The 19,361-nt window shown below is 29.6% G+C and carries 16 protein-coding genes and 1 tRNA gene; 6 read left to right on the top strand and 11 right to left on the bottom strand.

All coding sequences use genetic code 11. The annotated features are described in order from the left end of the window. The first annotated feature begins 28 nt into the window (after nt 1-28). The 4 genes from nadD to ACY2RX_RS08695 all read left to right on the top strand — a co-directional run bounded on the left by nadD (nt 29) and on the right by ACY2RX_RS08695 (nt 3,579). Complete coding sequence (gene nadD, locus ACY2RX_RS08710) at nt 29-613, top strand: nicotinate (nicotinamide) nucleotide adenylyltransferase (RefSeq protein WP_490103584.1); 585 nt, start codon at nt 29-31, stop codon at nt 611-613. A 49-nt stretch (nt 614-662) separates the two neighbouring features. Further along, complete coding sequence (locus ACY2RX_RS08705; protein ID WP_490103583.1) at nt 663-1,529, top strand: M23 family metallopeptidase; 867 nt, start codon at nt 663-665, stop codon at nt 1,527-1,529. Further along, the gene (locus ACY2RX_RS08700; protein WP_490103582.1) at nt 1,529-3,028 is read left to right on the top strand and encodes a GH3 auxin-responsive promoter family protein; all 1,500 of its coding nucleotides are present in this window, start codon (nt 1,529-1,531) and stop codon (nt 3,026-3,028) included. The genes ACY2RX_RS08705 and ACY2RX_RS08700 overlap by 1 nt, the downstream gene beginning before the upstream one ends. Nucleotides 3,029-3,126: 98 nt before the next feature. Next, on the top strand, nt 3,127-3,579 hold the full coding sequence (locus ACY2RX_RS08695) for a 6-pyruvoyl trahydropterin synthase family protein (RefSeq protein ID WP_490103581.1): 453 nt from the start codon (nt 3,127-3,129) through the stop codon (nt 3,577-3,579). A 27-nt stretch (nt 3,580-3,606) separates the two neighbouring features. Here the strand turns inward: ACY2RX_RS08695 and pth are convergent, their stop codons facing one another. The 4 genes from pth to ACY2RX_RS08675 form a co-directional block, all read right to left on the bottom strand. Beyond that, nucleotides 3,607-4,236, bottom strand: coding sequence for an aminoacyl-tRNA hydrolase (gene pth / locus ACY2RX_RS08690; protein WP_490103580.1), 630 nt, complete (start codon nt 4,234-4,236; stop codon nt 3,607-3,609). A 27-nt stretch (nt 4,237-4,263) separates the two neighbouring features. Beyond that, the gene (locus tag ACY2RX_RS08685) at nt 4,264-5,934 is read right to left on the bottom strand and encodes a glycosyl hydrolase family 28-related protein (RefSeq protein ID WP_490103579.1); all 1,671 of its coding nucleotides are present in this window, start codon (nt 5,932-5,934) and stop codon (nt 4,264-4,266) included. 96 nt (nt 5,935-6,030) lie between these two features. After that, nucleotides 6,031-6,651, bottom strand: a complete 621-nt coding sequence (locus ACY2RX_RS08680) for a 50S ribosomal protein L25/general stress protein Ctc (RefSeq protein ID WP_490103578.1) — start codon at nt 6,649-6,651, stop codon at nt 6,031-6,033. 18 nt (nt 6,652-6,669) lie between these two features. Next, complete coding sequence (locus ACY2RX_RS08675) at nt 6,670-7,611, bottom strand: ribose-phosphate pyrophosphokinase (protein WP_490103577.1); 942 nt, start codon at nt 7,609-7,611, stop codon at nt 6,670-6,672. A gap of 127 nt (nt 7,612-7,738) precedes the next feature. Here ACY2RX_RS08675 and ACY2RX_RS08670 point away from each other — a divergent pair. Continuing rightward, a tRNA-Leu gene (locus ACY2RX_RS08670) sits at nt 7,739-7,820 on the top strand. 129 nt (nt 7,821-7,949) lie between these two features. After that, entirely contained in the window at nt 7,950-10,055 is a 2,106-nt protein-coding gene (locus ACY2RX_RS08665) for a KAP family P-loop NTPase fold protein (protein ID WP_490103576.1), read from the top strand. Nucleotides 10,056-10,160: 105 nt separating this feature from the next. On the opposite strand, the gene ACY2RX_RS08660 is transcribed toward ACY2RX_RS08665, so the two are convergent. The 7 genes from ACY2RX_RS08660 to ACY2RX_RS08630 all read right to left on the bottom strand — a co-directional run bounded on the left by ACY2RX_RS08660 (nt 10,161) and on the right by ACY2RX_RS08630 (nt 19,361). Beyond that, nucleotides 10,161-11,357 (bottom strand): IS256 family transposase, encoded by a 1,197-nt coding sequence (locus ACY2RX_RS08660; protein WP_490103575.1) that lies wholly within the window; start codon nt 11,355-11,357, stop codon nt 10,161-10,163. Between the two features lie 178 nt (nt 11,358-11,535). Next, nucleotides 11,536-13,179, bottom strand: a complete 1,644-nt coding sequence (pafA, locus tag ACY2RX_RS08655) for an alkaline phosphatase PafA (RefSeq protein WP_490103574.1) — start codon at nt 13,177-13,179, stop codon at nt 11,536-11,538. A 7-nt stretch (nt 13,180-13,186) separates the two neighbouring features. After that, entirely contained in the window at nt 13,187-14,434 is a 1,248-nt protein-coding gene (locus ACY2RX_RS08650) for a ComEC/Rec2 family competence protein (RefSeq protein WP_490103573.1), read from the bottom strand. A 154-nt stretch (nt 14,435-14,588) separates the two neighbouring features. Beyond that, nucleotides 14,589-15,452 carry an endonuclease/exonuclease/phosphatase family protein gene (locus tag ACY2RX_RS08645; protein WP_490103572.1) on the bottom strand — a complete coding sequence of 288 codons (864 nt, stop codon included), beginning with the start codon at nt 15,450-15,452 and terminating at the stop codon, nt 14,589-14,591. Between the two features lie 43 nt (nt 15,453-15,495). Further along, nucleotides 15,496-16,383 carry a T9SS type A sorting domain-containing protein gene (locus ACY2RX_RS08640; protein ID WP_490103571.1) on the bottom strand — a complete coding sequence of 296 codons (888 nt, stop codon included), beginning with the start codon at nt 16,381-16,383 and terminating at the stop codon, nt 15,496-15,498. 79 nt (nt 16,384-16,462) lie between these two features. Next, nucleotides 16,463-17,962 (bottom strand): receptor L domain-containing protein, encoded by a 1,500-nt coding sequence (locus tag ACY2RX_RS08635; RefSeq protein ID WP_490103570.1) that lies wholly within the window; start codon nt 17,960-17,962, stop codon nt 16,463-16,465. Next, complete coding sequence (locus ACY2RX_RS08630) at nt 17,949-19,361, bottom strand: RagB/SusD family nutrient uptake outer membrane protein (protein WP_490103569.1); 1,413 nt, start codon at nt 19,359-19,361, stop codon at nt 17,949-17,951. Before ACY2RX_RS08630 ends, ACY2RX_RS08635 begins: the two co-directional genes overlap by 14 nt.

Here is a 19,361-nt window from a genome sequence, read left to right as displayed (position 1 = left end):
CACACTTCACACTTCAAACTAAAAATTTATGAGTAAAATAGGTTTATATTTTGGCACTTTCAATCCCATTCATATTGGGCATTTAATTATTGCCAATCATATGGTAGAATATTCAAATTTAGATGAAATTTGGATGGTTGTAACGCCACATAATCCTTTTAAAAAGAAAAAATCTTTATTAGAAAACAATCATCGGTTTGAGTTGGTTTATAAAGCAACAGAAAATTACCCTAAAATTAAACCCTCAGATATTGAGTTTAAATTGCCTCAACCCAACTATACTGTGTATACTTTAGCACATATTTCAGAAATGTATTCTGATAAAGAATTCTGTTTAATTATGGGAGAAGACAACCTAAAAAGTTTTCATAAATGGAAAAATTATGAAACCATTTTAGAGCATCATCATATTTATGTATATCCAAGAATTGCTGATGGAATTGTAGAACATCAATTTAAAAATCATCCTAAAATTCATAAAGTTGATGCACCAATTGTACAAATTTCATCAACAATGATTAGAAACGGAATTAAAAACAAAAAAAACGTACAGCCTCTTTTAACCAAAGAAGTTTGGCAATACATAGATGAAATGAATTTTTACAAAAAATAATTTCACTTAAAAAACGTTGTATATTTGCTATATCATCAAATAATACTTTGTGGCAAAAAAGGATAAAAAAAAAGGTAAATTAAAACAAAAACTAACAGACAAATACAGGCTAGTTGTTTTAAATGAAGACACTTTTGAAGAACGTTTTTCATTAAAATTATCTAGATTAAATGTGTTTGTTTTAAGCGGAATTTTCTCTATTTTATTGATTGCCATTACAACCGTTTTAATTGCATTTACACCCATTAAAGAATACATACCTGGCTATTCTTCTACAGCATTAAAAAGAAAAGCAGCAAAACTAACTTTCGAAGCAGATTCTCTAAAAATAAAATTAGCTGTTTTAGAAAATTATACCAAAGCTTTAAAACCTGTTTTAACGGGTGAAATTGCTCCAGAAAGTATAGACTCTATTCAAACAGAAGCAAGACAACGTTTTATTGATGAAAACAAATTAAATGCCACTAAAGAAGATTCTCTTTTTAGAGAAAAAATAGAAAGCCAAACACGTTTTTCGCTTCATAACAGCGCCATAAATAAAGTAAAAATTGTATTCTTTGCTCCTTTAAACGGAACAATTTCTCAAAATTTCGATGCAAACTCTAAACATTTTGCAGTTGATATTGTTGCTAAAAAAGGAGCCCCTGTAAAAGCTACTGCAGATGGAACCGTAATTTTTTCTGGTTGGACAACAGAAACAGGTTATGTTATCATTTTAAAACACACCAAAGAATATATTTCTGTTTACAAACACAATGGAACTTTACTAAAGCAACAAGGAGATTTTGTAAAATCTGGAGAAGTAATTGCTACTGTAGGTTCTACAGGAGAGCTAACAACAGGACCACATTTACATTTTGAACTTTGGAGTGGAGGTTACTCTGTAAATCCAACAAATTTTATAGATTTTAAATAATGAGCATCAAATCTTTTTTTGCAATTCCGTTTGCTAAAATTGCCACAAAAAAAGTGTATAAATGGGCAAAAAACCCGTATAAAACGCAAGAAAAAGTTTTTAAAAATTTAATTTCTAAAGGACAAAAAACGGCTTTCGGTAAAGATCATCATTTTAATAAAATAAATACTTATCAAGATTTTAAAAAACAAGTAAAAGTTACAGATTACGAAGATTTAAGACCTTATGTAGATAGAATTGTTGCTGGAGAATCTAATGTCCTTTGGCCTGGAAAACCTCTTTATTTTGCGAAAACTTCGGGTACAACTTCGGGTGCAAAATACATACCAATTACCAAAGAATCGATGCCAACGCATATAAAAGCTGCAAGAAATGCTTTGTTATTTTACATTGCAGAAAAAAACGATGCGAGTTTTGTAAATGGTAAGATGATTTTTTTACAAGGAAGTCCTGTTTTAGAGGACAAAAACGGTGTAAAATTAGGACGTTTAAGTGGAATTGTTGCGCATTATGTTCCTCAATATTTACTAAAAAACCGTTTACCAAGTTGGGATACCAATTGTATTGAAGATTGGGATACCAAAGTAAATGCTATTGTTAAGGAAACCATTAATGAAGATATGACTGTAATTAGCGGAATTCCTTCATGGGTACAAATGTATTTTGAAAAACTGATTGAAAAAACAGGTAAAAAAGTTTCAGAATTGTTTCCAAATTTTAACTTCTTTATTTATGGTGGTGTAAATTTTGAGCCTTATAAAAACAAGTTTGAAACTTTAATTGGCAAGAAAATAGATTACATAGAATTGTATCCTGCATCCGAAGGTTTTATTGCCTATCAAGATTCGCAAACCGAAAAAGGAATGTTGTTACAATTAGATGCTGGTATTTTTTATGAGTTTATTCCAGCAACTGAATTCTTTGACGAAAACCCAACAAGAATTTCTCTAAAAGATGTAAAAATTGGTGTAAATTATGTCATCATTTTAAACACAACAGCAGGTCTTTGGGGTTATAATATTGGTGATACTGTAGAATTTACATCAACAAAACCTTATAGAATTAAAGTTACAGGACGTATAAAACATTTTATATCCGCCTTTGGCGAACACGTTATTGGCAAAGAAGTTGAAAAAGCTTTAAACGATTCTATTAAAGGAACAAAAATAAATATTAGCGAGTTTACAGTGGCTCCGCAAGTAAATCCAGAAAGTGGTTTACCTTATCACGAATGGTTTATTGAGTTTGAAAATGAGCCAAAAGATTTAGAAGATTTTGCTTTAAAAGTAGATGCTTCTATGCAAGCACAAAACATTTATTATTTCGATTTAATTGAAGGAAAAGTGTTACGCTCACTCATCATCAGAAAAGTTAAAAAAGGTGGTTTTCATAATTATATGAAATCTATTGGTAAATTTGGAGGACAAAATAAAATTCCGCAATTATCTGACAATAGAAAAATTGCAGACGTTTTACAAAATTTTTTAATTAAAGAATAACAAAACACAAATAGTATGGGAGGAGATTTTTTATTTTTAGGATTAGCAATAGCTTTAGTTATTGTGTACTTTTACAATAAATACAGAAACAGACGTTAATGAGTACAATTAGAATTACCAAACAATTTAATTTTGAAACTGGGCACGCATTGTATGGTTATGATGGTAAATGTAAAAATGTGCATGGCCATTCTTATAAATTATCGGTAACTGTTTCTGGTAAACCTATTTCTGATAACACCCATGTAAAGTTTGGAATGGTTATAGATTTTGGTGATTTAAAAAAAATTGTAAACGAAGAAATTGTTGATATTTTTGACCACGCAACTGTGTTTAACAAAAACACACCTCACGTTGAATTGGCAAAAGAATTAATGGATAGAGAACATCATGTTTTATTAGTAGATTATCAACCTACAAGTGAAATGATGGTGATAGATTTTTCTAAAAAAATTAAGAATAGATTGCCTAAAAACATCAAATTACATTCTATTAAACTTCAAGAAACTGATTCTAGTTTTGCAGAATGGTTTGCTAGTGATAATGTGTAAATGAATCAATTAAAAAATGTAACAATACTACTTCCCATTAAAAGTATTCATTGTATTATTTAAGCCTGCTGTACCAAAAGAAGTAATTATTTTTGCTGATGTTGGTAAACGTTCTATTAATTGGCTGGTTTCTTCTTTATTCCATTCTCCAAGCACAAAATCTACTTGCCTTCCTCTGCTGTAATTGCCACCAACTCCAAAACGAAAACGCGCATATTTTTGATGTCCTAATTTAGTTTCAATATCTTTTAAGCCATTATGTCCGCCAGCAGAACCTTTTGCTTTTAATCTGATAGTGCCAAAATCTATATTTACATCATCTGTAACAACCAATAAATTTTCTAAAGGAATTTTCTCTTTATCCATCCAATATTTAACAGCCTTTCCGCTTAAATTCATAAACGTACTTGGCTTTAAAAGAATAAATGTTCTGCCTTTAAATCGGAATTTTGCAATTGCACCTAACTTTTCTGTTTCAAAAGTAACCTTGTGTTCTTCTGCAACTTCATCTACAATTTTAAAACCAATATTATGACGCGTATTTGTATACTTATCACCAATATTACCTAAACCAACAATTAAAAATTTCTTCATCAATTCTTCATTACTTTCAACTTTTATACCAAAAATTCTAGAAAAAAAGTTTTTTAAATTCATCCATCAAAAGTAAAAATTATCTTTTAACTATTTAGACTTTAATCTAATTTGTAATTGGGTTTCGTATAAAGAAACTATTTCTGTTTTTTTATTTAAGCCTTCAACATAAATCCATTCATTATTTCTATCTTCTGTCATATTTTCGATAGAAAGTGTATTTTTTGGGTGATGAACTCCAACTACTATAGATCTAAGATATTGTTTATGACAATCTTTATGAAATTCGTTTTTAAAACTCTTTGGATTTTTCCAGATCCAAGAACTAAATAATTCGTTAAAACCATCTTCTTTAAAACCTGTCATTTCTATATTCCAAAAAGTATTATATTCTCCTGCATGCGGAATATTAAAAGGCGCACCACCACCTGTAATACTTTCTGCATTTGATATACTTTCGAATAAATTATACATTGGCGGACAAAGTTCTGATGATCCCATTCCGTGTAAATCTATTGGCAATGAATGCTTCATTTTTATATCTTTAAACACATTTCCAAAACTTGGTCCTTCTACACCTGGTCCATGCGTTCTATTTGCTTCAATACTAATATTTGACACATAATTATCTGAAGAACTGTACATTTTTGGTCCATAATGCCCATTTCCGCCAGTAATCGTTATATTAGAAACTGTAACATTTCTACTATTTATAAGATGTGTTGTTTGCGTATAATTATTGATGGTAACATCTTTAATCCAACTATGAGCAGCTCTTTGAAGGCAAATTGCCCCCCAACCATAATCATGAATTTTTGTTTTATGATGTTTATAATCACCTTTATACTTAGATTCGAATCTAAAGTTCTCGATACCAATGTTTTGCAGCATTTCAGTTTTGGCAATAAATGCTTGATATTTTGTTTTTATTGTTCTTCTGGCTGGTTGCTTAATTTTAATTGTTTTATCGTCGATAATTTTATCGATTTCTACAAGCCATTGAAAAGAAGTTGACCTGTTTTTTCCTGCTTCTATATATGATGTTTGAAAAGGTTCAAACTTTAAAGGAAACATTAATTCTTTAATTAAGCCTCCATCATCTGTTGTATTTTTCATTGCAATCATTATAAAACCTCCTGGTTCTAAACCTGCTGTTTTTTCTAACTTTATAATGTTTTCTCCTTTATAAACATCTGAGGTTAAGTTTGTAAAAACGGGTTCTTCATCTACAGAGTATAATTTTTGATTGTTATGTAAATTTAATCCTGAGTGAAAAACAAATGCTGATAACCAAGGGCTTTCTCCGTGCAAAGAAGTAGTTTCGCTTCCTGAATAAATAATGGTTCCTTTTTTATCTTGACCAGCACCTCTTAAAATAATGTTTGAATAATTAATTCTAATAATATCTTGTTTTGTACTATCAGAATTAACAAGAAATTTTCCTTTTGGAAACAAAACAATTCCTCCACCATTTTTTCCTGCTGCATCTACTGTAGCTTGTATGTTTTTTGTATCATCTAAAGAATCGTTTGCAATGGCTCCAAAATCTGATATATTAAATATTTTTAATTTTGTTTCTGTCGGAATCGATTTTTCTCCATACATATATCCTGCATAAGAAAAATCTGGCAAAATACTTTTTACGGCATCTTTTTTAAAGGCTTGCAAAATTTTTGGTTCCCATTTTTGCTCAGGCACTTTTTTACTACAATTTACTATTAAAAACAATGTAATAAAGATACTTAGTATAGTTATTTTCATTCTACGAAGTTTATAAAATTTTAGTATCCAAAAATACTGAAATAAAAAAGCATTACAGAATTGTAACGCTTTTTTATTAATTTATGTGAGTAAAATTTACTCTGCTGCTGGTGCAGCAGTTTCAGCTCCTTCTGCAGCTTCTACTCCTTCTTCTAACTCTTCATCTTCAGTTGCGTTTCTAGAAGTTCTAACTTGAACAACTACTGTATTGTCTGGGTGCATAAATGTATACTTATCATTAACTAATGATGTTACAAATAATTTATTTCCAATTTTTAAACCAGAAATATCAGCATCTATAAAATCTGGTAAATTAGCAGGTAGTGCTTTTACTCTTAATTTACGATTTGTAAAACGTAGAGATCCACCATTTAAAACCCCAGGAGATGTACCTGTTAATTTTACAGGAATATTCATTGTAACTTCTTTATCATCAAACAATTGATAAAAATCTACGTGTAAAATTTTATCGGTAACCGGGTGAAACTGAATGTCTTGTAAAATTGCTGGTATTTTTTGTCCATCAACATCAATACTTGCTGTATAAACGTTTGGAGTATAAACCAAGTTTTTAAACGCTTTTTCTTCTGCTGAAAAGTGTATTGGTGTTTTTCCTCCGTATATAACGCAAGGAACCATACCAGCATTACGCAAGGCTTTAGTAGCTACTTTGCCCACGCTTTCTCTTTTTGATCCTTTAATTGTAATTGATTTCATTACTTTTTTGTTAATTATTTACATTAAAAATTGCCCACTTATTGAGGTGTTATCTTGTACCTTATGCATAACATCCGCGAATAAGGGCGCGCAAGATACAACTTTTATTTTAGAAGTATTCTTTTTTAAAGGAATTGTATCAGAAACAATTAATTCTGTTAATGCAGATTCTTCAATTTTTTTATAAGCGCCACCTGAAAGTATTGGATGCGTACAAATTGCACGAACACTTTTGGCACCCCTTTCCATCATTAAGTTAGCTGCATGGGCTAAGGTTCCTCCGGTATCAATCATATCATCAACTAAAACTACATTTTTGTCTTTGACATCACCTATTAACTCCATATGACCAATTACATTTGCTTTTTTTCTTTGCTTGTAACAGATTACTACTTCAGAAAGTAAATGCTTAGAATATGCATAAGCTCTTTTAGAACCTCCCATATCTGGGGATGCAATTGTTAAATTATCTAACTTTAAACTCTCTATATAAGGCAAAAAGATTGTAGATGCAAATAAATGATCTACTGGTTTTTCGAAAAATCCTTGAATTTGATCTGCGTGTAAATCCATTGTCATAATTCTGGTTGCTCCTGCAGATTGCAATAAATTTGCCACTAATTTTGCTCCTATTGCAACTCTTGGCTTGTCTTTTCTATCTTGTCTTGCCCAACCAAAATAAGGCATTACAGCAGTAATGTGTCTTGCTGATGCTCTTTTTGCTGCATCTAACATTAATAGCATTTCCATTAAATTATCAGCATTCGGAAAAGTAGAGCCAATGATAAAAACACGTCTTCCACGCACAGATTCTTCGAAAGCCGGCTGAAATTCTCCATCACTAAAGTATGTGGTATCTACATTTCCTAGTTCTGTATTGTATTCTTTTGCAATTTTTTTAGCCAAAACGATGCTTTGTCTGCAAGCAAATAATTTTGGTGCAAGTTGATTTGTAGGCATTTAAATAAATTTTTGTTGTGTTGTTGTTAGTAGACAAAAGTAGAAATTATTTATTGAGTTTGAAATTAATTTTTTCAGTTTAAATACTAAAAATATTTAGTAGCTTTGCAATCCTACTTTATTACTTGCTCAAGTGGCGGAATTGGTAGACGCGCTGGATTCAAAATCCAGTTCTTTCGGGAGTGTGGGTTCGATTCCCACCTTGAGTACACATAAAAACCCTAATCTACTATATATTAATTGATTAGGGTTTTATTTTTTTATTATCACCCCTGATAACACCCCTTTTTCTATCGTAATATAGTAGTTTCTTCTTTTAATTTATCTTTACAGAAAAAATGCATACAGATTTACCTTTATTAAAAGCTGAAGATGATAAGCTAGGAAGATTTAGTTTCGCTACTCAAATTGCTACTGGACTGGTTCAATCTTTTAGCCAAAATAACGAAAGTATCGTATTAGGAATTAATGGAACTTGGGGAACTGGGAAATCAACTTTAATTAATTTTATAATTAAAGAAGTAGAAAGAATTTCTTATGAGAAGGAAACTGAAATTATTGTTTTAAGATTTAATCCTTGGATGTTTTCTGGTCAAAGAGAACTGCAAGATATTTTTTTAAAGGAATTGTTAATTAAACTTCAAAATAATCAGCAAAAACTAAAAGATGCTTCAAAAAAAATTATTGACTTCCTTGATTATCTTAATTGGTTAAAATATGTTCACTCTGGCGTTGGGCAAGCAGTAAATGAAGCTAAAGATTTTCTTGAAAATATTAGTAAAGAAAAAGATATACAGAAACTAAAAGAAGATATTGATAAACTGCTAATAGCATCAAAAGTAAAACTATATATAACTATAGACGATATTGATAGATTAACACCAACTGAGGTAACGGATATTTTTCAGTTAGTTAAATTAAATGGAAATTTTGCAAACACTATATTTATTCTTGCATATGATAGAGAAATTGTTTGTTCTGCATTAGAAAAACAATTTGGAAAAAACGGACAGAAATATTTAGAAAAAATTGTGCAAGTTGATTACACATTGCCATCAGTTTCTAAAAGAGATATTAAAAGAATTTTTATTGATAGTATTGATAATTTATTTATTGATAACAATTTACAAAATGAATTTAAAAAAGTAATTACTAGTTTACAATCAGAAAATTTTACTAACTATTTTAGCTCTATTAGAGACCTTTATAGATTTAATAATGGAATAAAACTTAGACTAATATCAATTTATAAAGAGTTAAATATAAATGACTTCCTAATTATTGAATCTTTTAGGATTTTTAGACCAAAAGTTTATCAGTTTATTGCTGAAAATAAAGAGCAACTAGTTTATAAAAAAGATAACAATTCTTCAAAAAACATATCATTGTTTTATGGTAGTAAGAATAATAAATCTATAAAAGAATTTATTGAAGACCAAAATTTCGATGAAATTTCTAAAAATTTAATTTTCCAACTTGTCTTTGTAAGTGAAAATCATTCCTATAACTCACACAAACAAGGAAAGTTAATTCAAAATAAAAAAGTAGCAAATAGAAGCTACTTTGATAGATATTTTAGTTTACAATTAAGTAATTTGGATATACAAGAATCTGTTTTTGAAAAATTTATAAACAATTCTGATATTAATAAAAAAATAGAGATTTTAAATAAAATCCAAAAAACAGATAAATTATTTCAATTTTTACATTGGACAGAACTTAAAAGCGAGAACACTAGAGAAGAAAATGTAAAACAGATTATTTTAGCAGGGTTTTGTTTTACTAAAAATTTAAAATATGAGAAAACTAGACTGTTTTCTATTGGATCAGATTTTATGTTTGTGGCAATGTTTAACTCAAAAATGCTAAAAAATATTTCTCTGATAAAAGATAGAAGATATTTCGTTTTAAATTATATATCTAGTAAAAAAGAAAATAAACTATACTACGATAATTTATGGTATCATCTTTTTTCAGAAAAAGAAGGAGTAGAAGAATTTATTAAAAAAATTAAACTTTCTCATAAAACTCATTCTAAAAGTTTATTTAATTTAGAACTTAATAAGAAAAATACACTTAACGAAGATGAAATTATTTTAGTGTTAGAATGGACAGCTAAACTACATCCAAAACTCTATAAAAATGAGTTTCCAAAACTAATAATTGACGATAACGATTTAGTTAAATATATTTATTTATGTCTAAAAGGAGCATATATGAACAGTTTATCTGGAAAATCAAATATTAGCTTTCAACTTGCAGAGTATCAGTTTTTTCCTAAAATGGATAAGGAAGATATTAAAAACCGTCTAAAGAATATTGATAGAAGTATTTTAGATTCAGACGAACAAAACGTTGTTGATATATTTTTAAAAGCATATGAGGATGGATTTAAAAAGAGTACTTATTATAATTTTGAGACATTAGAAGTTTCAGAAAGATAAAGTATCATCTATAATCTTGTTAACCTCAAGTAACCTTAACTTAGCAAGTTCTAAAAGACACTATCCCATCAAGTGTGTAAGTAAAAAATTACAGGGTTAAACTTTTTATAGTTTAATCCTGTTTTCAAATATAGCCAAAAATTGATTTAAAATGATTCCCCAATTTCTAATAGGCATTGTCCATTTTCTTGTGGATTCTCTTAAAGCTAAAAATACAGATTTAATTACTGCATCATCAGTTGGATAAGAGAGTTTGTTTTTGGTATATTTTCTAATTTTTCCATTTAAGTTTTCTATCAAATTAGTGGTGTAAATAATGGTTCTAATTTCGAGTGGAAAATCAAAGAAAACGGTGAGTTCATCCCAATTGTTTTCCCAAGACTTTATGGCATAAGAATATTTTGAGTTCCATTTTATTTTAAAGTCCTCTAAAGCAGCTTTAGCAGCTTCTTTAGTAGGTGCAGTATAGATTTGCTTCATATCTTTGGCAAAGGCTTTTTTATCTTTCCAAACCACATATCTACAAGAATTTCTGATTTGATACACCACACAAATTTGAGTTACAGAATTAGGAAAAACCGTTTTAATGGTATCAGTAAATCCGTTTAAATTGTCTGTAGCTGTAATTAAAACATCTTGTGTTCCTCTAGCTTTTATCTCGGTTAAAACAGTCATCCAAAAAGAGGAAGATTCGTTTTTTCCTAGCCATAATCCTAAGACTTCTTTCTTTCCATCAATTCGCAATCCAACAGCAATATAAATGGTTTTATTGATCACTTTGGAGTTTTCACGAACCTTGAAAACAATACCATCCATCCATACAATCAAATAAGTAGCTTCTAGAGGTCTGTTTTTCCAAGCTATAATATCTGCTGTTATTTTGTCTGTAATTCTTGAAATAGCAGAACTAGAAATATTAAAATCGTAAATTTCTCTGATTTGTTCTTCAATGTCTGAAATACTCATTCCTTTGCCATATAAAGAAATAATGATGTTTTCTACTCCATCAGCCACATTTTCTCTTTTCTTGATGAGCATTCGATTGAATGAACTATCTCTGTCTCTGGGAACTTGAATTTGAGTCTCTCCAAGCTTAGTTTTAATGGTTTTAGTTCCATAACCATTTCGTGAGTTGGAGTTAGTACTTTTTTGATGCTTATCGTAGTCTAAATGTGCATCTAACTCACCTTCAAGAATTTTCTCTACTCCACGTTTATGAAGCTGTTCTATAAAACTGGTCAGTTCTGAGCCTGTCTTAAATTGTTTTAAAAAGTCTTCGTTTAATAAATCTTCTGGTTTCATAATAAATGTGTGTTTATAAATTTAATAATAATTTAATCGTAAAGTTATTTCCAAAATTTTTCCTCACGGAGCAATTTAATTATTGCTCTAGAAAAATTCCAGAATAACTTTACTTACACACTTATTGGTTTAGTACCTTAATTTTCTATTTACACAGTTTTTTGGAAACCGTCCTTTTTTATTTCCTTATAAAAATATTAATTATTGGATTTCGATTACTTGAACTTGGCAATGGAATATTCAATAACATAGAAAGAGTAGGTGCTATTTGCGTTATTTCTACTTTTTTTACAGATTCTCCTTTAGGAATGTTCCATCCATACCACAATAAGGGCACATGAGTATCACTGGTGTAGCAAGTACAATGCGTGGTTCCAAAAGAGCGTTCTTCCATCCAGCCAGATTCCATTTGATAAATAATATCTCCTGATGTTTTTGAATTATAGGCATTTTTTATAACATTTTCTATTAAACTATTATTCAAATTTTCTTCTTTTAAAGCTGGTGCAAAAACTGCTTTAACACCGTCTAAAGTGCTTAAATAATTCTTAATTTCATTTAAAAGTTTCTTTTTAGAAATAGTTGTCTTAGCCGTATAAATCTGCGTTTTATCCATAAAAGAAATATAGATTCTTTCTCCAAAAATCTTTGAAAGATGCTTTTCTAAAATACCTTTCATTTTTTTAGAGTTATAAAATTTACCTGGTAGTTTCTTTTCATTTAAAAAGTGAGGATGATCGCTTCCGGCATGATCTGCAGTTAAAAACAACATATAGTTTCCTTTGCCAACTTGTTTGTCTAACGCCTCTAGTAATCTTGCTATTTCTCGATCCATTCTTATATAAGTGTCTTCTAATTCTTTAGATCGTATTCCAAAATGATGGCCAATATAATCTGTACTTGAATAGCTAATGGTTAAAAAATCGGATTCTTTTCCTTTTCCTAAATTTTCTCCTTTAAGAGTGGCTATCGCTAATTCTGTAACCATTGTATTTCCATAAGGTACCTCTGTTAATAGATTAAAATTATTATTAATTTTGCGTAATTCTTTTAAGTTATAAGGAAAAGTACTTTTTGTTTTCCCTTTAAATATTTTTTCGAAATGCGAATCGTCTTTACTAGAATTTCTGTACCTATTTATGGGCAATAAAAAATTCCATCTTTTATTTAATAAATCATCTGCTTTTTGTTGATTATTAAATGCTATTAACCATTTTGGAAGCTTATTAGTATAATAAGAGCTACTCACAAAATGTCCGTTTTTAGAATTATACCAAAAGGCATAATCTGCCATATGACCTGCAGGAAAAATGGCTGATCTATCTTTTATAGATATCCCTATAACTTTAGAACGTCCTGTTGATGCTAATTTTAATTCGTCAGTTATCATAGAAGTCTTTGCGTTTTTTGGTGATCTCGAAAAAACACGAAACTTTGCATCTTTTTGAATCCCCAAATTGTCTACTAAATAAGAGGTTGAGTCTTTTGCACAATACATCGTTCTTTTTAAATCTCTACTATACCAATGGTTTGAAACGATGCCGTGATTAGCAGGAGTGGTTCCTGTAAAAACAGACGTATGCCCTGGACCTGTTGCTGTTGGAATATAATTATAGTGAGTGTTTTTTACATTAAAACCCTCTCGTATTAATCGTTTAAATCCGTTTTCTGTATAATTTTCTTGAAACCTATATAAGTATTCAGCCCGCATTTGATCTATTATTACACCAACAATTAATTTAGGTTTATCTACTTGTTGTGCGTAATTAACTTGAATATTAACAAGCATAATAATTACTAATAACTTTAAACTAAACTTCATTTTTTTCTTAATATGTTTTAAAAGGTCCAAATGTTTCTTTTACGGTTAAATCTATAGAATTATCATTTAAAATAATCACTTTATACTTCTCTCCTCTAGGAAATACTCTTACTACAATGTGCCCTTGCAAACTCTTATAATTCTTAACAAACCAAGGTCCGTAAGTTACGCTCGTTTCATTGTGCATATTCGTTGCAAAAAGGTAACGCTTCTCTGCATTTTTATCTTTATAAATAAGACGTTGATACACTTCTTGCCCAGGATGATCTGAACACCAAGATTGTTGAATTACTACTTTTGGGTCTAATGTTTTTACAAAAAATTCATTGGTAGCATCTCTGTTTCCATGATGATTTAAAGTAGTTACTTCTACACTACCTACTGCTTTTGCTATGGGGGTTTCTACATCAAACCATTTTGGTAATCCAAAACCCTGTAAGCCTGTATTATCTCCGCCCGTAAAATAATCGAATTTTCCATACGAAATTTTTAATGCTAAACTGAGTGGGTTTTCATTGTATTTTCCTTTGTAAAAGGAGGTCATATCTTTTGCTGTAAAATATTTAAAAGTTTCATTGTTTTTACCTGTCCAAATTGTTCCGTTTGATTTTACATTCTGAATTTTAAAAGTTGGATACTTTTCAGGTAAATTTTGTAATTTAATTTGGGAATGACTACCCACAATTAATGATGCTGATGGTATTTTATTTTTCTCTATAAATAATAAATACTCTTGAAAAATAGCCTCTTTTTTCAAATACTTTTTTAAGTCAAAAGGGAAATCATAATCGGGATAATTTCTATCAATTATTTTTTGAATCGGAATCTGATTACCCAACTCTACTAAACTCCCATAATGATCTTCATGAAAATGAGATACCAAAGCATAATCAATTTTAAAGTTATTTTTTGGCAAGAGATTTTGAATGTATTTTACAATCCATTGTGCTGCTGACAGTGAATCGTTTGGTTTTGGAAGTGATGCTTTTAAAGGTGCGTATTTTTTTTCAAATTCCTCTTTTTGAATAATTCCTGCATCAAAAAGCATTGTGGTGCCATCTGGTAAAATTAAAAAACTGGTATCGCCATTTCCTGTATTAATATGATGGATATCTAAAAACCCTTCTTGCCAAGGAGAAAATCGTTGATGGTTTTCTGACGACTTGTTACTTTCTAGAGGTGTTTCTTTTTTCTCATTACAACTAAACAAACACAAGGTTAATAATGCTATTACTTTATATTTTAGTTTCTTCATTTATCTTTTATATATTGATTTTAGCTTGTGATTTTAAGAAGCTTGATTATTTTAAATGACTTTATTTAATCTAAATATCAGATAAAAATAATGGCTGACCTTTTAACAAATCAGCTACTACTTACAAACTTAATTTATCAAAAAAATCTTAATCTTATTTCTCATATAATAGTTTACACCAAACATAAGGGTGATCTGAAATAGCTGGGTTGTACATACTATATCCATCAATACCTTTCGTTTTTGAAGCATTATTGTAGAGAATATTATCTATTCGACCAGATGAATATGCATCTAATCTTTCATTTAAATTATCAAGGTCATCTAAAGCATTTTTCATCCCTTTTCCATTAATATATTTCATAGTTGCATTCGTTGGAATATCATTAAAGTCTCCCATTACTAAAAAATTTGTAGAACTTTCGTTTACAAGTATTCTATCAGCAAAATCTTTATGAACTGAACCATCCACAACATCATTACTACCAGGGATATGTAATGCATAAATAGCAAAGCTTTTACTTTTAATAGTAGTTCTAACTTTAAACGCACTAGCTGGAGACCAACCTCTACCATTTAATATAATATCTTCTGGATTAGACAAAGGAGTTTTACTTAAAATAGCTTTTAATTTACCATGGTATTTCCCAGTTACATCTTTACCCCATGCTTCCCAATGATTTGCTGATGAAATTGTTCCTATTTTCCAATAAGACATTCCTAAAGTTTCAGCAATTATTTCTACAAAATCTTTATCTCCTGAACTTTTATCAATCAAAGTAGGACACTCTGTAAGTGTCAAAACATCTAAATTGAGAGGTTTTAATTTTGCAGCAATACTAGATGCTGTCGCTTTTTGACCAACAGCAACATTAAATGTTGCTACCTTAATACAATCTCCAGAATCACATTGATTAATTGGTTTTGGATCTGAATCAGAAGGATTATCATTATTACTGCTACATGCCATTAATATTGAAAAAAACAATATTACCAACATAAATCTTTTTATTTTCATAACTATTAATTTTAAAATAATCAAAGAAATTATAAGTATAGAACTAATTTGATTTTATAATTTTCTTTACTGCACTAATTTTCCCTAGACTAATTTTCATAAAATAAACACCTTTTTCTAATTTTGAAATATTTATTCTTTTCACATTGGAAATAATAGCATCTCCAATAATTAGCTTACCAAGATTATTAAATACATTAACCTTATACTCCTTGTTTCGAGAATCTGACATTTGTATAAATTCTTGTGTTGGATTTGGATACACACTAAACTTTTGACCAAAAACATCTTTCAAACCTAAAACACAATTTGTACCAGAAACAACTTGAGCAGAAGTTGGATTGTATCCATTATCAGCAATAATAAAACTACCCAAACCTGAATAATTTGCAGCTTTTTGCAATGCACATAGATTTATTAATGATGGATTTGCTTCTCCATCATTTGGATCCCCGTCTCGATCACCTATATACATATTTGCCACCTTTTCTAAATTATCAAGACCGTCTAAAGTTGTTAATTTAGAGTTTCCGATAAGATACAAACCTCCTGAAGTATTGTTTAATATTTCTTTTAAATTAGATAGTGCAGAAATATCAATTAACTCTGTATTTTTTCTTAACCAAAAATTACCTCCTATTGAGGTTAATCCTCCTAGTCCATTTAAATTAGTTAAACTCGTGTTAGAGTCTAAAATCTCTAAATTACCTCCTATTGTTTGAATAGTACTTAATTTAGAAAGTTCCTTAATATCAGCTCCTTTTATTCTTAATTTACCTGTTACTTTTGTATAAGTTTGTAATACATCTAATTCTGCTTGAGTTGAAATTATTAAATCTCCTGTAAATGTTTGTGCAGTACCAAATTGTACAACAATTAACAATAACATAATAAACAATTGAAATTTCTTAGTATGTGTGTGTGTTTTCATAATATAATATTTTTAAAACAAATTCTAAATTTTCCTTTCAAGTTATTTGAAAGAAAAATTTATTAAATAATTGATTGGTTTATAAGCTACAGTTAGTACCATCAATAATGTTTTGCTTCGTTGGGTTGTGCCCATTTTCAGCAATAAAAAATTCTACAAGACTTCCATAAGAAGCTGCAAGTTGTAAAGGGCATAAATTAGTTAATAAGGGATTTCCTTCTCCGTCTGTTGGATCTCCATCTCTATCTCCAATATACATATTTTTCACTTTAGCCAATTTCTCTAAACCTGCTAATGATGGAATCTTAGGGTTTTGATAAAGAACCAAGTTGCCATTAATCTCCCTTAACGATTCTAAGCCCTGAATTGAAATCAATTCAGCATTTCTTCGTAACCAAAAATTACCAACAATTGTAGTTAAATTATTTAACCCATCTAAATTTGTTAAAACAGTGTTACTATCTCTAATTTCAAGCCCTTTGACTTCTACTAATCCAATTAATTTAGATAAATCTGTAATATCTGCCCCTTTAATAACCAATTTACCATTTATATGTGTATACTTCTCAGTTATAGCATCTAAATTTGCTTGTGAGGAAATTGTCCAATTTCCATCTTTTACCACCTTTGTACAATACCCTTTTACAATTTGAGATACTGTAGGATTGTATGCGTTTTCTCCAATAAATACTTTCCTACTTGATGCACTTGTAAATAATGTTTGAAGCGCACAAAAATCTTTTAAGATTGGATTTCCTTCACCATCTGAAATATCTCCATCACGGTCACCAATAAACATATCACCTACTTCTGTTAAGTTATCAAAACCTGAAAGAGATTGTACTGCATCATTCTCATAAAAGTATAAATTCTTACCAATAGATGTTAATTTTTGTAATGGTTCTACCGAGACTAACAGTGGGTTTCTACGAATCCAACAGCTTCCACCAATTTTTTCTAACTTTTCAAGTCCAGATATACTTGTTAATGTAGTATTTCCATCAATAATTTCTAAGTTTCCTTTTATTTCTTTTAAAGATGATAACTTTGATAAATCTGTAATATCAGCACCCTTAATTCTTAATTTACCATCTATCTTTGTATAAGCTAATGGAAGTGCATTTAATTGATCTTGATTTTCAATAATTAAATCCCCATCGTAAACCACTTGTGGCTCAACAAATAAAGATTTAGGTCTCGCATTCACTATTGTAGGCATTGATCTTACTTTATTATCATCTACCCATACTAATGTAAAACGATATTCAATACTCGGGTCTAATTTCTCAAATACGATTGAGTTATTCGTTTTATCTGTAATAACAGATAGCCCATCACCTGGGTAGAAATCTACCCAATACCCACTAAAATTTTGAGCATTCACTGCATCCCAATTTAAAGTTACCTTGTTAATTCCTGAAGTAGCTTTAAAATTTGTTATAGGAACAGGTTGTGAAAACTCATTATTCTCATCTGAACAAGAAAAAAAAGTTACCGTTAATAATAATGCCACAACAAAGATTAAAACATTGTTGAACTTACATTTTAATACGTCATCAATTAATTTAATATCCTTCATTTTGTTTGATTTTTTCTGGGTTAGTATCTATTTGTTTTTGAGGTATCGGGAAAAACTTATGAAATGATTTTACTGTAAAACTTCCTGATTCTTGACTAGAATTATTCATTACATTTACAAAGTTTTCGGTTCTTAATAAATCGAACCAACGATGATTTTCAAAAGCCAATTCTAGCTTTCTTTCTTTAGCTACAGCAGTTCTAAACAACTCTTGTGTTGTTATTGTTGCGGATGTCAAACTAACTAAACCTGCTCTATTCCTTATTTTATTTATTAGCGTAAACGCCTCACCATCTGCCACATAGCCAATTTCATTTAATGCTTCTGCAAGCATTAAAACAACATCAGCATACCTTAACACAATTACATTTGCATCTGAATCATTTGGTCCTTTAGGTTCTGTAATATATTTTTTAGCAAATTGCTTACCATTAACAATACCGATTGTAACATTCTTACGTGAATCATTTACTTCATAACTATTTAATAGTTCCATTGTAGGTGCATTATGACCTGAAGGTTGTCCTACATTATTTACAATACTATTACCTCCTAACGGAGTAAATAAATTTGACAACTTACTACCTTCTCCACCAATACCTCCTGTAAATTGAACTTCGAAAATTGATTCATCATTGTTTTCAAATTGAGGACCAAATACTTGCGCATAGTTATCAATCAATTTATACCCTGAAACAAGTTTTAAACTTGTAACAGCTTCATTATATTTCTTCTGTGTTAAATATGTTTTTCCTAATAACGTTTGTGCTGCACCTTTAGTAACACGACCTATCTGTAACGGTGATACAGGTAAAAAGTCAATAGCCTCCAATAAATCTGTTTCAATTTGTTTGTAAACATCTGCTACCTTTGTTCTTTCAACGTCAAAAAAATCAAAAGGGTTCTTAGTTTCTTTTAAAACCAAAGGAATATCTCCCCAAATTCTCACCAAGTTTAAGTAAGTTAATGCTCTAATAAAAAGTACTTCTCCTTTTCTAATACTTTTTTGCTCTTGTGGCATATCCGGGATACCCTCGATTCTATTTAATACTATATTACAACTTTGAATACCTTTATAGCAATCTGACCAAGTTTCGTTTAACAAGCTATTTGTTGTTGCAATACTAAATGTTTCAAACTGACCAAAATCACCACCTCTAACATTTAAATCTGTTTCAACTGAATTATCTGCTCTTACTTCCATAAAAAAATGAAAGTTCTCACCATATTGCCCTTCGGACTGCAAGAATGCGTATGCAGCATTAACAACTTGTTCTATGTCATTTTTATTTCTATAAAAATTATCTGTAGTAAAATTAGACTCTGGTTTTATATTAAGTTGATTTTCACACCCGCTTATTGTAAGTGTCAACAAAATTATTATAAATATTTTTTTCAT

The organism is Polaribacter sp. 2405UD43-2 (genome assembly GCF_058147125.1).
The sequence above is the reverse complement of the archived record's forward strand: the minus strand, read 5'-3'. Positions and strand labels throughout refer to the sequence as shown.